The organism is Spirosoma daeguense, from assembly GCF_054776875.1.
Genome location: NZ_BAAHBF010000008.1, coordinates 456797 through 474013 on the forward strand (window position 1 = coordinate 456797; position 17217 = coordinate 474013).

Sequence of the window (17217 nt, forward strand, 5' to 3'; positions counted from 1 at the left end):
CATGGCTACCGTCAGCCTGCCCGGTTGCAGCACCACCACTGCTACGTACTCGGCACCAGCTTCCTGTTCTGTAGCACCTATCTGTTCGCTGACGGCCACAGCTACCGGAGGACTCTGTCAGCTAGCCACCAACTCTTACTCGGCTTACGTGTCGGTCAGCCTGAGCAATCCAGTGGCGGGCACGATTTCGGTGAGCATTCCGGGGGCAGCTCCGGTGAGCCAGACGGTGACCTCGGCCACTACGTCGTTGACAGTGATTGTGAGAGGTTTACCATCGGATGGAGCGACTCATACGGCGACGATCAGCCTGCCGGGTTGTGGCACTACCACCGCCAACTATACTGCACCAACGTCTTGCTCAGTAAGTTCAAGCTTGAGTCTGACGGTTGTTGATCCGGGTCCATGTCAGCCGGGTTCTAATACGTACTCGACTACGGGCGTAATCGGCTTCACGAATGCACCATCGGGAGTAGCTACGGTTACGGATGGTGCCAAGAGCCTGACCATAGCTATTGCGGCCGGAACGACTTCGGTGCCTTACTCAATGACTGGTTTGCCAAGTGGAACAGGGCTTCATACGGTAATTGTTACGTTTGCCGGACAAACTGCACAGGCCACTTACACCGCTCCAGACTCATGTGTATGCCCAACGTGCGTACCGTTTTCGATTCAACGTACCCGAACATCCAGACAAAGACGGTAGAAGTGGGTTGCTGAATTCTTGAAATAAAGCAAAGCCTGCCCTCTTCGGGTGGGCTTTGTTCATTTATCCACGAAGAAGACAAGCCAAGGTCAACTTTTAAACCCCTGATTTTGTTATCCTACAGAGTAGATACTGTTTCATCTGCTATCTTTGCGGCTTCATTTGGCCGTCACGCTATAATTCTATTATGTTATCCATCAATAATTTACAAGCCGTAATTGGCAACAAACAGATATTGAAAGGCCTTGACCTGGAAGTTAATGCAGGTGAAGTTCACGCCATTATGGGTCCAAATGGAGCTGGTAAAAGCACACTGGCATCAGTACTGGCAGGCCGACAAGACTATGAAGTGACGGGCGGTAGCGTATTGTTCGACGGAAAAGATTTGCTGGACCTCTCTCCCGAAGAACGGGCGGCTGAAGGTATTTTCCTGGCATTTCAGTATCCCATCGAGATTCCGGGCGTTAGCACAACCAACTTTCTGAAAACAGCATTGAACGAAATTCGGAAATATCGAGGACAAGATCCGCTCGATGCTGTGCAGTTTCTGAAGTTGATGAAAGAAAAAATGAAACTCGTTAACATCGACCAGTCTTTATTGAGCCGGTCGCTGAACGAAGGTTTTTCGGGTGGGGAGAAAAAACGGAACGAGATTTTCCAGATGGCCATGCTCGAACCGAAACTGGCAATTCTGGACGAAACCGATTCGGGGCTGGATATTGATGCACTACGTATCGTTGCCGATGGCGTAAACAAACTTCGTTCGCCAGAGCGGGCTACAATCGTCGTTACGCACTATCAGCGTCTGCTCGATTATATTGTTCCAGATTATGTTCATGTACTCTATCAGGGACGTATCGTGAAATCGGGTCCGAAAGAGCTGGCTCTTGAACTGGAAGAAAAAGGCTACGACTGGATAAAGGCAGAAGCAATCTGATGTATGATGTATTAGATGGGATATATGAATTAACTGATTGTTAGCCACTAATACGAGTTATTGACCGGTAATCCCGATATTATACAACACTACATCATACATCATACATCAACTATGACTCCATCCTACTCATCCTATAGCGATTTTAAAGAGCAGTTGCTGGCCGCTTTCCGCGATAACGAAGAACGCATGAACGGAGCCAGTAAAACGGCTTTACATCAGCTTCGCCGGGCGGCTCTGAAACGCTTTGATCAATTAGGATTCCCGACCATTCGCAACGAAGAATGGAAATACTCCAGCGTAAGTGGTTTGCTCAAAGAATCGTTCGACCTCGACGAAAGCACTACGTTAACGACCGACGATCTGGCTCCGCTCGAAATTCCGAACCTCGACGGTAATATTCTTTATTTTGTCAATGGTCGGTATCATCCTGAACTCTCGCGCATAATCAGCCCTCGTGAGCAGGTTCAGATTACCAGTTTTGCCGACGCGCTCAAAACCGAGCCAGACTTTATTGGTGCTCACTTTGCGAAGTACGCTGATTATCAGGAACATGCGTTTACTGCCTTGAACACCGCTTTGGCCAACGATGGTGTAGTGGTTCGGGTACCTGATAACACTACTGTCGAAGAGCCTATCATTCTTCGCTTTATTACCGACACTCGCGAAAAAAACAGCACGTCGCAGCCACGTAATCTGGTGGTGGTAGGCAAGAATGCCGAGGTTATGATGGCTGAATCGTATCGTACCTTGGGCGATCATGCCAGTTTTCTGAACGTAGTTACTGAAATTGTGCTTGATCGCGATGCACGGATGCAGTACTACAAAGTGCAGAACGAAACCGAAAAAGCGTATCACGTTGGTACAACACAGGTTCAACAGGCCGATAACAGCCATTTTTATTCGGCTACGGTTACGCTCAACGGCAATTTTGTTCGTAACAACCTGAACATTGTTCTCAATGGTCAGCATGCCGAAGCCTTCATGTACGGCCTGTATATGCCGAACGGAAAGCAACATGTTGACAATCATACGCTTGTTGACCATGCCATGCCAAACTCATACAGCAGCGAACTGTATAAAGGCATTCTGGACGACAGCAGTAAAGGCGTATTCAACGGAAAAATCTTCGTTCGGCCCGATGCGCAGAAAACAAATGCGTATCAGTCCTGCAAGAACGTAGTGTTGTCGCCGAATGCGTCGATGAATACCAAACCGCAGTTGGAAATCTTTGCCGACGACGTAAAATGTTCGCACGGAACCACCACCGGCCAGCTGAACGACGAAGCGTTGTTTTACATGCGTTCGCGCGGTATTCCAAAAGATGAAGCACGTACCCTATTGCTTTACGCGTTTTCGCAGGACGTACTGAGCCAGATCAAAATTCAATCAATTCGGGAATACCTCGAACGGGTTGTTACCGAGAAACTGACGAAATAATACGTAGTAATGCATAACAGGCAATGAAAAATGGATAATGGCCGTTCGGTTGTTATCCATTTTTCATTACAAGAGAAGTTGCCGAACAGCAAGGTTATACTCTAGCTGTCAATATATTGCCTAAATAATCTTCAAATTTTCATTCCCCATAAATGCGTTTTCTACTTATACTTTTTTTATCGCTGACAACCGGAGTCTTATCAGGCCAAAGCCTACAATTTGCATTTGAAGGCGATTCGATAACAGTCCCGTTTGTACGCGATAGTTTGCGGGGTATTTCGGGACTGGAAACGGTTTCGGGCGACTGGCATTTTGTGAGCGACCGAGGCTGGCACTACGTATTCACCAATATTAAAAATATCAATGATTTACGTGATAGTACCCACCTGAAATTGGCAAATAAAACGCCATTCTGGTTCGAAGGCGTACGCTATAACCCAAAAAACGCTACGTATTTCTGGACCGACGAGCACGAATTTGTTACGTCGTTATGGGCCGGGAAATCGCTGGGTGATACGTCAACCGGGAAAATCCTACTGAAGATGCCTCTTGCCAGCGAGAATAAAGGACTGGAAGGCATTGCGCTCACTCATTCAGGTGCCCTTTGGGTAGCTCCCGAAGCCGGTTGGGAAGGACAAACCCAGATGACGCAGGACACTATTACGTTTTTTCGCTACGCCAATCCATTAGCTGCTGACCCAGTTGTTGAACGCTACGCCTATCCGATGAATCGCTGCGATTTTGCGCAGGGTGAAGAACGGCAGAACGGAATTTCGGAACTATTGGCCGTCGATGAAAATCAGTTGCTCGTTCTCGAACGTTGTTACGATGCCCGTCAACGGCAGCTTACTGCCCGTCTCTACGTAGCAACATCGGACGTAGCAACACACACGCTACGTCGGGAATTGGCCTTCGACTTCAATCAGCAGTTTCCCGGCATCGTTTGTAATCTGGAAGCAATGGCCTGGACCGACGATACAAAACAAGCCATCGTGCTCATGGCCGACGATAATTTCCGGCGGAACCGAACCTTACGAAATCAGATGATTGTTCTACGAAAACGCTAATCACCGAACCGAACCACGGTCGATTACTGTTTTATAGACGACAGGTCAAGCGACGTTACGTCCTATTATTTCTGCGAATTTCATGCAATCAGCCACAGCTACTCCCCTCGATATTCAGAAAATACGGCAGGATTTCCCGATACTAAATCAGGAAGTTAACGGTCGGCCACTGGTTTATTTCGACAATGCCGCCACTAACCAGAAGCCACTGCCGGTAATAAATGCGCTTACCCGTTACTACGAAGGGTATAATGCTAATATTCACCGGGGTATCCACCATTTGGCCGAACAGGCAACGGCCGCTTTCGAAGCTTCACGCCGGGCCATTCAGGAGTTTCTGAATGCCAAACACTGGCAGGAAATCATCTTCACCTCTGGAACTACCGATGGTATAAATCTGGTAGCACAGACTTACGGACGGCGATTTCTGAAGGAAGGTGATGAGATAATTATCTCGACCATGGAGCACCACTCTAACATCGTGCCCTGGCAAATGCTGTGCGAGGAAAAAGGTTGTGTACTGAAGGTGATTCCGGTAAATGACAACGGCGAATTGCTGTTGGACGAGTACGAAAAACTGCTTACCGAACGTACCAAATTTGTTTCGTGCGTACACGTATCGAATGCACTCGGAACGATCAATCCGGTTAAAACCATTATCGACAAAGCCCACGCCGTTGGTGCCGTTGTTCTGATTGATGGTGCACAGGCCAGCTCTCACCTCGACCTTGACGTGCAGGCGCTTGACGCCGATTTCTACGTACTGTCGGCGCACAAGCTTTATGGTCCAACCGGTATGGGCGTTTTGTATGGCAAGAAGGAAATTCTTGATTCGATGCCACCCTATCGGGGCGGGGGTGAAATGATTAAGGAAGTTACGTTTGCCAAAACTACCTACGCTGACTTGCCGTATAAATTTGAAGCCGGTACGCCCAATATTGCCGACGTAGTAGCTGTAAAAACGGCACTGGAATATATGGCAGGGCTAGGCAAAGAGAATATTGCTGCCCACGAAAACGACTTGCTCCAGTACGCTACCGAGCAACTTACTACGTTGGATGGACTACATATCATTGGTCAGGCGAAAGAAAAGATTGGCGTTATTTCGTTTGTTATTGACGGCATTCATCATCAGGACATTGGCGTCATTCTCGACCAGCAAGGCATCGCGGTCAGAACAGGACACCACTGCACTATGCCGCTTATGCAACGCTTCGGAATTGCCGGAACTACACGGGCCTCGTTTGCCGTTTATAACACCAGAGACGAAGTTGATCGGCTGATAACAGGCCTGCGTCGGGTTCAGAAAATGATGTTGTAACTAACTATAGATTATTTAGTATGGAGCCGGAGACATTGCTGGACAAAAACCAGATTATTGAAAGCTTTAGTAATTTACCTGATCAGGTAACGGCCGATCAATTAGTTGAACGTATTTTGTTCATCCGCTTAATTAATGAAAGGCTTCAGGAAGCATCAACTACACCTGGCACGTCTCACGAGGATTTTATGCGCGAACTTGACGAAATGAAAGCCCAAAAAAAGGATGAGAAGAACAGAAGTAACGCATGAATTTAATCTGGAGTGACAGTGTAAAAGAAGAGGTTAGAAAAGCTTACAGTGATTACTATGATTATTCGCCTGTTTTAGCAGAAGATTGGTCAGATGAGTTAAACAAAAAAGTGGACTTACTGCTGAAATTTCCTGAAATGGGCGTATAGTACCAGATATCAATGTAAGTTTTATTCGAGAAGTGTTTGTACGAAAGTATAGGTTAGTTTATCAATATCAGGACACAACAATCCGAATATTAGCACTTCGTCCAATGGGCCAGCCTTTAGGCAGACTATAAATTATGACAATTAACGAAAAACAGGACGAAATAATTGAGGAGTTTGATTTGTTCGACGATCAGCTCGATAAAACGCAGTATATCATCGACTTAGGTAAGAAATTGCCGCCGATGCCTGAGTCACAGAAAACCGACGAGAACCGAATTATGGGTTGTCAGTCGAAAGTATGGGTCGATGCTGAACTGAAAGGCGACAAATTGTATTTTTATGGTGATAGTGAACCAACGGCGCAGATTTCGAAAGGGCTGGTGGGCTTGCTGATCCGCGTTTTATCAGGCGAAAAACCCGAAGATATTGCCAATGCCGACCTTTATTTTATTCCGAAAGTGGGCATGGGAAATTTGATTACATCGCTGCGGGCTGGTGGGCTGGCGTCGATGATTGAACGAATGAAAGCGTATGGTCGGGCCTATTCAACCGTGTAAATAATGAATAATGACCAGTGAAGAATGTATAATTATCGAGTCGGTAGAAAACCATTAATCATTATCCATTTTTCATTAAAATAAAGCAATGACAGACGAAGAATTAAAAGAACAAGTTGTATTGGCGCTGAAAGGCGTATATGACCCCGAAATTCCGGTAGACGTCTACGAACTAGGTCTGATTTACGAAATCAAGATATTTCCGATCAATAACGTGTATATCCTGATGACGCTAACATCACCTTCGTGCCCATCGGCAGGTTCCATTCCGGCTGAAATCGAAGAAAAAGTCCGGGCTATTGAAGGCGTTAACGACGTAAGCGTTGAGCTGACATTCGACCCACCCTACTCAACCGAACTAATGTCGGAAGTAGCTAAATTAGAATTAGGATTTATGTAAAAATAGGCCCCGACAGGCTCAGGCTGTCGGAGTCGCAACAGCGACTAACAAGTTAGTAAATGTGTAACCGACAGCCTGAGTCTGTCGAGGCCAATAACAACTAAAATTATGTATCCTCCTCATTTGCTTGTCCCAATGCGGGAAGACCTGACCAGCGTTGGGTTCGAAGAATTAACTACTGCTGCCGAAGTTGATGCGGCTTTGGCCGATCAGAAAGGTACGGCATTGGTTATGGTAAATTCGGTTTGCGGTTGTGCCGCTGGTGCAGCCCGGCCCGGTGTGAAAGCTGCCTTGGCCGCCAGTGCTGTCAAGCCTGATCAACTGTACACCGTATTTGCCGGTGGCGATCTGGAAGCAACCGCTAAAATGCGTGAATACCTGCTGCCTTATCCACCATCGTCTCCAGCAATTGGCATTTTCAAAGATGGCGAACTGGTACATTTCATCGAGCGGCACCATATCGAAGGTCGTTCGGCACAGATGATTGCCCAGCACCTCGAAATGGCACTGGACGAATTCTGTACGCCAGCAAACGCATAAGGAATAAAGCGTCAAAAATTAGGCCCTGACAGGCTCCGGCTGTCGGTTGTGTTGTAGCTACTAAGTAAGCCACTAACGCGACTCTAACAGCCAGAGCCTGTTAGGGCCTTACTTTTTTTATGCCCACACTTTTGTGCCTTCGGTACAGTTACGACACATTTCGATTTCGGAACGCGAACGTAGCAGTGTCTTACGGAAATCTGTATACGCATCGCCTTGCCAAAGATCAGCGAACGATTCCTGCTGAAGATTGCCCAGCCGATGATGTGCATCTTTATCGAAGCAACAAGGTACTACCAGTCCATCCCACGTAATAACGCAGGAGTGCCACATCTTCCAGCAATGATCGCCAAAACCATTTTTGATCCGATACGTACCATCGCTCTGAGTAGCATAGCGGCTGTATTTATCAATAGTTGGAATCAGGTCGGAACCTTGTTCATAATCGTAAATCTGCGCAGTTTTCAACCCAACTTCATCGACACCTAATTCATGCGCTAGTTGCTTCACCTCCGCAATCTGATGTTCGTTCGGTTTTACCACCAGAAACTGAAACACTACGTGGGGCGTCCGCGATTTTAGCTCTTTCTTCCAACGTAGTATGTTCTTCGTGCCTTCGAGTACTTTTTCGAGTTTTCCGCCTACCCTATACTGTTGATACACTTCCTGCGTAGTACCATCAATGGAAATGATGAGCCGATCCAGACCCGACTCAACAGTTTTGCGGGCATTGGCATCGGTCAGATAGTGCGCATTTGTGCTGGTGGCCGTATAAATATTACGTTCGGTTGCATAACGTACCAACTCCAGAAATTGCGGATGCAGATACGGCTCACCCTGAAAATAGAAAATCAGATAGAGCAGCGTTTCATGAAGCTCATCAATCGTGCGTTTGTATAGGTCTTCACCTAACATACCCGTTGGACGTGTAAACGAACGTAGTCCGCTCGGGCATTCGGGACAGCGCAGGTTGCAGGACGTAGTAGGCTCGAACGATACCGACATCGGCAGTCCGCGCTGTACTGGACGACCGGTTTGTTTCGCTACATAGTAACTCGACAGCACCTTCAGCGCATTAGCTACGCGTTTCGGAGTTAGTTTCGAAGCGAAATTAAGGCCATCTCTCAGGTTGCGATTCATAGAGTAAAGATACGCTCATCCGACTAACAAATCGCCATCTGGTGAAATCGCTACGTAGTTGCCCGAGGAAATTGTTAACCTTTGGCCATGCGCCAGACGCAGCAACCTGCTTCCTCAAAAACGAGTTCGCCCGATGGGATTTTTGCCAATGTTTTCGGCAATTTATCGGTCATGCTGGCCACGAAGACGTAACCTGTTGGCTCAGTATGCGCCCAGGCAATGTAGTTTTCCTTACTATCGGGCGGTATGAGCCAGCGGGTTTCTTTACCAGCAATTTCCGGCCAGATACTTTCAGCAAACAACCGAACCCGCAGGATAGCCTCAAACTGTTCAGCGTTTTGACCCCATACAAAAGGCTCGTGCGTCACTTTATCGGGCTGGCGGTCGTCTTCAATCTGAAACACGTAGAGCTTTGAGTATTCTTCATTAGCACCACGCTCTTCGTGCAGATTACGCACCTCAAAACCCAGGCCAACGTAGCTGGGCATATCGGTCAGAAAAAGTGCTGTGAAGTACCGAAATAGATTACCCGTTCGATAAAAGAGATCGAAACGAGGGTCATCTTTATCGGCGGTGATGACGGTAAAATTGGGTGCAAACTGGCGATTTTTCAGATGCTCATAATACGTACCAAACTGTTGCCGGAACGTATTCGAACCAACAACCATCGATTGTAAATCACCCAGTGTCGAATCGGCTTCAATGGCTTCCAGATGGTCGGGTTCGTTACCATAGCCCATCGTGTCGGGCGGTGCCAGAAACGTTTCGGCAAAAAAGGCGTAATACGGTACGTTCTTCTGTACGTATTTTTTGATAGCACGTAGCGGGTCATACCAATCGTCAATTTCTGTGGGTACGCCTTCCGGACGCATCTGCACGTGCGCCATATCGCCCCGCATAAAATCGAAACCATACTTCCGCTGGCAATCGCTTACATGCTGACAAATGTATTCCCAGGCGGGTAGATTGGGGCGACTGAAATCCAGCTCCCAGTTCTGATTATTATCCTTCGATTCGTAGAACCGATAACGCGCTAATGGCCCAAACACCCGCGACATGGTCTCTGGTTTATCAAAAGCGTATTGATACCAGGTTTGGCCGTATTCGTCGATGACGTAATCGTTTTCATCAATATGAATACCCCGATACGGTGGTCCCATCGTCATCGGTAGAGTTTCGTAACCTTGCCCGTTCAGATGCCGGATAAGCGCAATTCGACGCTTCTGTCTACCCTGATAATCATGCGGATAACCGAACAGAATTTGCTGACGCAGATTATCGCTCATGCCAACGAGGCTAGTACTGAGACCGAAAAAAGCATCTTTAGAAAACGCCAGCGGTGTTCCGTCGGCGGCTCCGTGAAATTTCAGAAATTGCCAGATGGCTTCTTCAACGTAACGGCACACCATGCTCGAGTGATCGAGCAATTTGGTCGGATTACCGGATTTTTCGTCTCGTTGCACCCACTCAAATAACGACGGACGGGTGAGCACCATTTCCGAAAACCGGTCGGTATGCGGAATCACATCCATACCCACGGTACGTCCCATGGCATGAAGCAGATTGACTACTACTTTCAGTTGTTTTTCAATCGAATTAAGCGCGGGTACGAACTTCGCCAGTTCTACGTCGAAAAATTCAGGATTGATCTGCCAGCTTACCATACCATATAAACTGCCCACAACGCCCGGCTCCCAAATGGGCAACAGGTGAATACTGTCGTGGCTGGCCGGAATTGTCAGTACGTAGTTGATCACATTCCAGAATGAGCCAATGGTACGAACGTTGATACCTACCATATTGCTACGTTTCAGCCACGAACTATCCGTAAAGTTTTTTACCGGACTATCGACGGTTTCGTTGGGATCGAGTGCCCGACGTAGCATTTCATTCCCCAGCCGTTTGTGCAGTATATCGAGCGTCTGATAAATGGTAAACCGCATGGCTGTTTGTGGCAGCAGTTGCGGTATAAACGATAAAGCTCCTGACTGGTAGGTGTTTGCGTGCTTCGCATACTCCCGATACCAGTTCGACTGTAAATCGGCAATTGTGTTCGGCATAAAGCAAATGTACTGGGTTTTTCTAAAAACAATTAAGTGAGGTTGGAGGGTTGTAAGGTTCTAACCCTATAACCTTACAACTATATAACTTTACAACTCCCCTAGTATGTTCGAAGCACGCGCAGGCGGTGGTTTTTGTTGACGCGAATGTGTGGATTACTTAACCTATTAAATATAATACCACTTAATACTAACGAACCCGTTACGGGCAATACGTTCCGGTTTAGCATTCCATTATTAACAAAATCGGCCAGCATATACACGCCACCCGCCAGTGGAAAAAGCATCCCTGCCGCCGTTATAAACGGAATTCGACGGTGAATGAAAACCTTCTGCACATCCTTTAACCGGAACGTGACAGGCTCATCCCGGTTCATAACTTCATTGGCCATTAGCACACTGAACGTACTATCGGTTACGTCGTAAATTTCCTCGCGGTATTTTTCTCCATTTGCCTTAAAGTGAAACTCATCGCCGATAAAAAAACGATACCGACGAAATCCGCCTAAATTGTGATTGACATCGAAAGCCAGATAGCGCGAAGGACGTAGCAAGGCCGTATACGAAGTGCCTTTACGTTGCAGAAGCTGTTCGGTAGTCAGCGTATCCTGAGGTTGTGCATAACCAATCGACGTAGTGAGTATGCTTAAAAGAGCGAAGTAACTGTAGAATCGCATGGTAACGTTAAGTAAAGTGGGTGGTTTTGTCTTGCAATGTAAAACCAAAACCGACTGCATTGTTTATTAAAAAAGCCTAAGCTGACAAAAGTCAGGCTTGTTTTAGAATTCCATGACGTAATTTCAATACGTATCGAGTTGTTAACCTGGCTAAACGCTACAATGATCGATTTTCTTTTACTAATTTCCATGCTTGTTTACGGCCATCTTTCCAGCCAAAAAGAGCCGCCAATAACGTATCAGACATGGTCTCAAATCAAGGCCAGCTTAGGCATCAACGTGTTGTCTTCGGTAGCACATAAACTCTCTGAACCAACCCAGCTCAACCTTCAAATCTATATTCTGTATTTCGATCAAAGTAGCTACGCGCTACGTCCTGGTGTGAAAAATCAGTTGGATTCAATTGCCCGACAACTCGTAGAACAGCCTAACTTACTGGCAACATTAACGGGTTATACAGATAATGTTGGTAGTCGGGAATTGAATTGGCAATTAGCTGAACGGCGCACAAAAACGGTAGAAAGTTATCTGAAACAACGTAGCGTTCGGGCAAACCAAATCAAGGTAAACTGGGAAGGGCCCGATACAAAAGATGCGGTCGGAAATCCGGGAACGGTAAAAACAATCAGTCGGCGAGTGATTCTCCAGCTCTCTCCGCGTTAACAAACGGCTCGATTATCCGATTTTTACGTTAATTCCCAATAACGGCCACCCTTCCAGCCCTAGGTCTGCCAGTTAATATGTAATTGAATGGAAAAACTACAGATAGATTTACCCGTACTGCTGCCCAATTTGCCCGACGAAAAAGACCAGTGTGTTCGTCGATTAATTGATTTATTGGAGGAACGTAGCGGTATCGATAAAGTACATATTCGCACAGAAGAACGTAACGATGCTACGTTGGAGCATACGTCTCAATTGTGCATTCACTATGACCCGCAGGTTATCTCGCTCAATCGGGTGCAGACGCTGGCGCAGCAGGCCGGTGCCGATATTACGCATCGCTACGGGCACTACGTTGGTTATCTGAAAGGCATTCGTCACGCGCGCCATGCCCGAACGGTAACGGAGCAGATTCGCGATTGGCAGGGTGTAGTAGAGGCTTCTGTATCGGCTTCGGGCGCGGTGCATCTGGAGTTCGACCAGCAGAAAACCAGCCTTGCTACGTTGCTGAATCATTTACGAGACAACGATACGCCCGCCGAAATCACTCCGGCAACTTCGCATAATCACTCACACGATCATAGTCACGACCACGATCATCACGATCACAAAGGGCAAGCCCACGGCGGGAAATCGGATAGTCATGCCGGACATTCGCATTCGGCGGGCGATGGACATAACCATGACCACGGCGGGATTTTTGGGCCAAATTCTGAGCTTATTTTTGCCATTCTGTGCGCCGTTTGTCTGGGCATTGGTTATGGCCTGTCATACGTAGCGAACCTGCCCAATTGGGTGAGCCTGAGTTTGTATGGACTAGCGTATATTTTCGGTGGTTTTTTCACGGCTAAAGAAGCCATTGAAACCATTCGTCGGGGGCAATTTGAGATTGATTTTCTGATGCTGGTAGCAGCTGCTGGAGCGGGTGCGCTGGGCGAATGGGCCGAAGGTGCGCTGCTGCTGGCGTTGTTCAGTATTGGGCACGCCCTCGAACACTACGCCATGAACCGCGCCCGAAAATCAATAGCGGCTCTGGCTGACTTGAGTGCGAAAACGGCCACTGTACGACGTAACGGCACAACTGAAGAAGTCGACGTAGCAGACTTGCAAATTGGCGATATTGTTTTGGTGAAACCCAACAGTAAAATTGCGGCTGACGGCGTAGTGGTGAAAGGTAGCGGCCCCGTGAATCAGGCGCCAATTACCGGCGAAAGCGTACCCGTCGATAAAATAGCTCTGACCGATCCAGATGTTGATATAGCAACGGCGAAAGCTGAAAATCGAGTGTTTGCCGGAACCATAAACAGTACCAGCGCCCTCGAAATAAAGGTTACTAAAGCAGCTAATGACTCTACACTGGCACGACTGATTAAACTCGTCAATGAAGCTGAATCACAACAATCGCCCACGCAGCAGTTCACCGACCGTTTCGAGAAATGGTTTGTTCCTGCTGTATTGATTTTGGTGATTAGTCTGTGTTTTGCGTTTCTGGTGATTAACGAACCGTTTTCGGCCAGTTTTTACCGGGCAATGGCTGTTTTGGTAGCCGCAAGCCCTTGTGCATTAGCCATTTCTACACCATCGGCGGTGCTGAGTGGAGTAGCTCGTGCCGCGCGTGATGGCGTACTGATTAAAGGCGGTCGGCCGCTGGAAGATCTGGGCGAACTGACGGCGGTAGCGTTTGATAAAACCGGAACCCTGACACAAGGCAAACCCAAATTAAACCAGATCATAACCCTCGACGGTACCGAAGCTGAACTCCTCAACGTAGCGGTAGCCGTCGAGCGTCTGAGTGACCATCCGTTGGCAGCGGCCATTGTGCAGGGAGCATCCGAAAAACTTGGTAAGGAAACCGTTTCTGAAGCCAAAAACCTGAAAGCGTTAACGGGGCGGGGTGTTCAGGCAGAGGTTAATGCTAAACCTGTTTTTATCGGCAACAAAGCCCTGTTCTATGAACAGAAAACGCTGACCGACGTAGTACGTAGCAAAGCCGATGAACTGGAAGCCAGCGGTCACACGGCTATGATTGTTCGTCAGGGCGATACGTTTCTGGGCATTCTGGGTGTCATGGACGTACCGCGCGCGGAAGCTAAATTAACATTAGCGGCTCTGAAAGACCTCGGAATCCGCCGTATGATTATGCTGACTGGCGATAATCAGCGGGTGGCCGATAGCATTGCGAAACAGGTAGGATTAACCGACGCGCTAGGTGATTTATTACCCGAAGCCAAAGTGCAATCGGTGCAACAGCTACGGCAGGAGGAAGGCAAAGTGGCGATGGTGGGCGATGGCGTTAACGATGCCCCAGCGATGGCCAAAAGCACCGTCGGTATTGCGATGGGAGCAGCCGGTTCGGACGTAGCACTCGAAACCGCCGATATCGCGCTCATGGGCGATAAGCTCGAAAAACTGCCGTTTGCTATCGGTTTGAGCCGCGCTGCCCGACGTATCATCCGGCAGAATCTATACATCAGTTTAGGTATGGTAATTATATTGATTCCACTCACTATTCTGGGCGTGGCCAGTATTGGTCCGGCAGTTATCGCGCACGAAGGGTCTACATTGGTTGTGGTGTTCAATGCGCTACGTCTGCTGGCGTATCGGAATAAATTTGCCGACTAAAACCAACACGCCACGTAGTCATCTTTGACAAAGTTTTGAACTTTGTCAAAGATGTTGTTTCCTGTAAAATTCGTTACTGAAGTCGCTTGGCTACAAAATAACCGTCGATTGTAAATCGATCCACTTCTTTTCCGCTACCTGTATCGAGCAGGCCAGCATTTGTTGCCGTAAACGTTCCTTTTACATAACCACCGACGTTTTCCATCTCCTCAATCTCGATAGAGCCGCCACTATTAATCGCGTGTTTATCTTCGTTTACGTACCAGCTCGATATGACAAATTTGGGAGCACCTTTCGCCGAAAAACTGGATAAGTGCTGTAGCGTATTAGGGTATTTTGGAGCGGGGTCTGTATAGGCATTCCACGTGTATTTGCCAACTCCTCCCCGCCAGAGAATCGTGAGTGATTCATGGATATAGTTGTCGGAAGAATCCTTTCGTATGGCAGATACGCCAAAGTAACCGGGTATGCCCTGCCCAACAACAGCACCCGGAATAAACGTCCAGACGCCTTTATTGATCCGATAAGAAAGCCCCGACTTTGGCGTAACGGTAATGGTTGAAAAGAGCATGTACTCGCCCGTAAAACTTCCGGTTGGATCAATCAGAACCACCGCCACACTAACATCGGTTGGTTCTTTTACAAAATCAGGCGCGGTATACGTAGCCGCCGAGCCACTACCAACAATCTCGCCCGGCCCACCAACCTGCCAGGAAGCACCTTTACCGCCATTTTTAACGTAGCGAGGATCAAGCGGTTTGGCATCACGCATATACATGTCTTTGGGCAATGTCTCGAATGGGTCTTTGCTGCCATCTTCCGAACTGATGAAATAATCGACAACCTGCAAATATACGGTACCGCCTTCTGGCGTGTTTTCGTAGCGCGGTTTTAGACTAAACCAATGTGCTAACGTCCAGTCGCTGAAGTGCGTAGTCGTAACCGAAACCGTTTTTCTGTTTTTGTTGACAACCGGATTCGCTGCGAATTTCCAGAATCCTTTTTCATCCTGATAAGCCAATCCCAACGCCTGCGTCGATCCCATTTTTGTGGCTACGTCGGCATAAGAAAGCTGTACTGTAATGGGCTTTTTGAATTGAATATCATGCGGTAACAACCGAAAACTTTGCCCCAGACCAGCCGGAGCCGTAGCCTCAACGGGCTGAATCGTGATTTTGGTGGGCGTACTCACAGCGCCAGCTGGAATCGTAAGTTTCAGCGAATTGTCAGGCAGGTCATAGTCGCCACCGGCCGACGTAACGGTGAAAGTGGTTTCGCCCCCCGTAGGTTGCCCGATAGGAAAAGCGGTTGGTACTTCGGGTTTATCTGATCCGGGATCAACATCAAGTGGTTCTTTCTTACATGACGTAGTGAGGGCAATAAACGTCCCGGCCATCATTACGTAACGGCTGATTTTCATGATAGTAGTAGTTGTGTTTACTGAGGAATGATCTGTTCGGCAGTAACCCGATTTGATACGTATCAAGCTGAAACAGACCGACAGTCAATGTCAAGACGAAGTTATTTTGACGCTACGTTCTACGTAGGTTATTTCTGGTGAGCTGCGTATTAATTGAGTCGAATCGATTATAAATAGCGCTGAATAACTTATAGCGTATCTGTAAAGAACGTATTGATTTTTCTGGGTTTACGGTAACTTTGTAATATGAGGATGGCACCAATGCTTTACTAACTTCTCCTTACTGTCTGTCTGACAGTACTGCCTTTTTTAGGCCCGGTTTCCTATTGCCTTTACTGAAGATTACGACCGAAACCGACACTATTCGTTGTGTTCGTATACTCTCTTTGGGCTTTCAATGGCTCGAATTCAGGAACAGGCGTATCTCTTATCTTCTCAATAGCAATTAAGTAATCATGGATAACGTATTGAATAAAAGTCAAATAGATCAGTTTATTAAGGAGGGGTTTGTTCGTATCGACAATGCATTTTCTCCGCAAACGGCGCAGGCGGCATGTGGCATTCTCTGGCACGATACGGGCCTTGATCCAAACGATTCAACCACCTGGACGAAGCCTGTTATTCGATTAGGAATGTATTCGCAGGAACCGTTCCTTCAGGCTGCCAATACACCAATATTGCATCAGGCATTTAATCAACTGGTTGGTTCAGGAAGATGGATTCCGCCGATGAGTATCGGCACGTTCCCGATTCGATTTCCATCGGATAAAGACCCTGATGATTCTGGCTGGCATGTTGATGCCAGTTTTCCCGGCGCTGAGCCTGCCAATTATTTCGAATGGCGAATTAACGTTCGTTCGAAGGGGAGAGGATTATTGATGCTGTTTCTTTTTTCGGACGTCAGCGAAGAGGATGCACCCACTCGCCTACGTATCGGTTCGCATCTGGACGTAGCAAGATTGCTGGAACCTACTGGCGAACAGGGACTTTCATTTATGGAGCTTGCCGAAAAATTAGCTGATTTGCCTGAGCGAGACGTAGTGCTGGCAACGGGTCAATCGGGGACTGTATATTTATGTCATCCGTTTCTGGCTCACGCTGCGCAGCCTCATCATGGCAAAAAACCGCGCTTTTTAGCGCAACCGCCATTACTGCTCAAAAAAGGATTGGTCATTAACGGTGATGAAGCTGAATTTTCGCCCGTAGAAGAAGCAATTCGTCTGGCATTGAAAAGCTAGTAACAACGTGAATGTTGTATTCTGACCGACTG

General features: G+C 47.6%; 17 protein-coding genes. 13 read left to right on the forward strand and 4 right to left on the reverse strand.

The genetic code is table 11. The features are described from left to right. From ACYVD4_RS25905 to ACYVD4_RS25950, 10 genes are all read left to right on the forward strand, one after another. The coding region (locus tag ACYVD4_RS25905) for a hypothetical protein (RefSeq protein ID WP_460950636.1) at positions 1 to 703 on the forward strand (703 nt) is incomplete at its 5' end. 187 nt (positions 704 to 890) lie between these two features. After that, entirely contained in the window at positions 891 to 1640 is a 750-nt protein-coding gene (sufC, locus tag ACYVD4_RS25910; protein ID WP_460950637.1) for a Fe-S cluster assembly ATPase SufC, read from the forward strand. Positions 1641 to 1754: 114 nt separating this feature from the next. After that, positions 1755 to 3080 (forward strand): Fe-S cluster assembly protein SufD, encoded by a 1326-nt coding sequence (gene sufD / locus ACYVD4_RS25915; RefSeq protein WP_460950639.1) that lies wholly within the window; start codon positions 1755 to 1757, stop codon positions 3078 to 3080. Between the two features lie 152 nt (positions 3081 to 3232). Continuing rightward, positions 3233 to 4147 (forward strand): esterase-like activity of phytase family protein, encoded by a 915-nt coding sequence (locus tag ACYVD4_RS25920; RefSeq protein ID WP_460950640.1) that lies wholly within the window; start codon positions 3233 to 3235, stop codon positions 4145 to 4147. Between the two features lie 82 nt (positions 4148 to 4229). Continuing rightward, positions 4230 to 5468, forward strand: a complete 1239-nt coding sequence (locus ACYVD4_RS25925) for a SufS family cysteine desulfurase (protein WP_460950642.1) — start codon at positions 4230 to 4232, stop codon at positions 5466 to 5468. Between the two features lie 20 nt (positions 5469 to 5488). Next, complete coding sequence (locus ACYVD4_RS25930; protein ID WP_460950644.1) at positions 5489 to 5719, forward strand: hypothetical protein; 231 nt, start codon at positions 5489 to 5491, stop codon at positions 5717 to 5719. After that, a complete protein-coding gene (locus ACYVD4_RS25935) occupies positions 5716 to 5868 on the forward strand; it encodes a hypothetical protein (protein WP_460950646.1) in 153 nt (50 codons plus the stop codon). The genes ACYVD4_RS25930 and ACYVD4_RS25935 overlap by 4 nt, the downstream gene beginning before the upstream one ends. Before the next feature lie 134 nt (positions 5869 to 6002). Then, on the forward strand, positions 6003 to 6425 hold the full coding sequence (locus ACYVD4_RS25940; RefSeq protein WP_460950648.1) for a SufE family protein: 423 nt from the start codon (positions 6003 to 6005) through the stop codon (positions 6423 to 6425). 88 nt (positions 6426 to 6513) lie between these two features. Continuing rightward, positions 6514 to 6825, forward strand: a complete 312-nt coding sequence (locus ACYVD4_RS25945) for a DUF59 domain-containing protein (RefSeq protein ID WP_460950650.1) — start codon at positions 6514 to 6516, stop codon at positions 6823 to 6825. Between the two features lie 108 nt (positions 6826 to 6933). Then, positions 6934 to 7365 carry a BrxA/BrxB family bacilliredoxin gene (locus ACYVD4_RS25950; protein ID WP_460950652.1) on the forward strand — a complete coding sequence of 144 codons (432 nt, stop codon included), beginning with the start codon at positions 6934 to 6936 and terminating at the stop codon, positions 7363 to 7365. A gap of 117 nt (positions 7366 to 7482) precedes the next feature. Here ACYVD4_RS25950 and ACYVD4_RS25955 read toward each other — a convergent pair whose 3' ends face one another. The 3 genes from ACYVD4_RS25955 to ACYVD4_RS25965 all read right to left on the reverse strand — a co-directional run bounded on the left by ACYVD4_RS25955 (position 7483) and on the right by ACYVD4_RS25965 (position 11242). Further along, positions 7483 to 8505 (reverse strand): SPASM domain-containing protein, encoded by a 1023-nt coding sequence (locus tag ACYVD4_RS25955; RefSeq protein WP_460950654.1) that lies wholly within the window; start codon positions 8503 to 8505, stop codon positions 7483 to 7485. Between the two features lie 74 nt (positions 8506 to 8579). Then, entirely contained in the window at positions 8580 to 10565 is a 1986-nt protein-coding gene (locus ACYVD4_RS25960; protein ID WP_460950656.1) for an alpha-amylase family protein, read from the reverse strand. 101 nt (positions 10566 to 10666) lie between these two features. After that, positions 10667 to 11242 carry a hypothetical protein gene (locus ACYVD4_RS25965; RefSeq protein WP_460950658.1) on the reverse strand — a complete coding sequence of 192 codons (576 nt, stop codon included), beginning with the start codon at positions 11240 to 11242 and terminating at the stop codon, positions 10667 to 10669. Positions 11243 to 11404: 162 nt separating this feature from the next. On the opposite strand from ACYVD4_RS25965, the gene ACYVD4_RS25970 reads away from it, so the two are divergent. After that, positions 11405 to 11905: an OmpA family protein gene (locus tag ACYVD4_RS25970; RefSeq protein ID WP_460950660.1), complete on the forward strand. Its 501-nt coding sequence runs from the start codon at positions 11405 to 11407 to the stop codon at positions 11903 to 11905. 87 nt (positions 11906 to 11992) lie between these two features. Further along, a complete protein-coding gene (locus tag ACYVD4_RS25975) occupies positions 11993 to 14527 on the forward strand; it encodes a heavy metal translocating P-type ATPase (protein WP_460950662.1) in 2535 nt (844 codons plus the stop codon). 73 nt (positions 14528 to 14600) lie between these two features. Here the strand turns inward: ACYVD4_RS25975 and ACYVD4_RS25980 are convergent, their stop codons facing one another. Next, positions 14601 to 15947 (reverse strand): hypothetical protein, encoded by a 1347-nt coding sequence (locus ACYVD4_RS25980; protein ID WP_460950664.1) that lies wholly within the window; start codon positions 15945 to 15947, stop codon positions 14601 to 14603. A 455-nt stretch (positions 15948 to 16402) separates the two neighbouring features. Here ACYVD4_RS25980 and ACYVD4_RS25985 point away from each other — a divergent pair, with 455 nt between their 5' ends. Continuing rightward, the gene (locus ACYVD4_RS25985; RefSeq protein WP_460950666.1) at positions 16403 to 17185 is read left to right on the forward strand and encodes a phytanoyl-CoA dioxygenase family protein; all 783 of its coding nucleotides are present in this window, start codon (positions 16403 to 16405) and stop codon (positions 17183 to 17185) included. Positions 17186 to 17217: the final 32 nt, after the last annotated feature.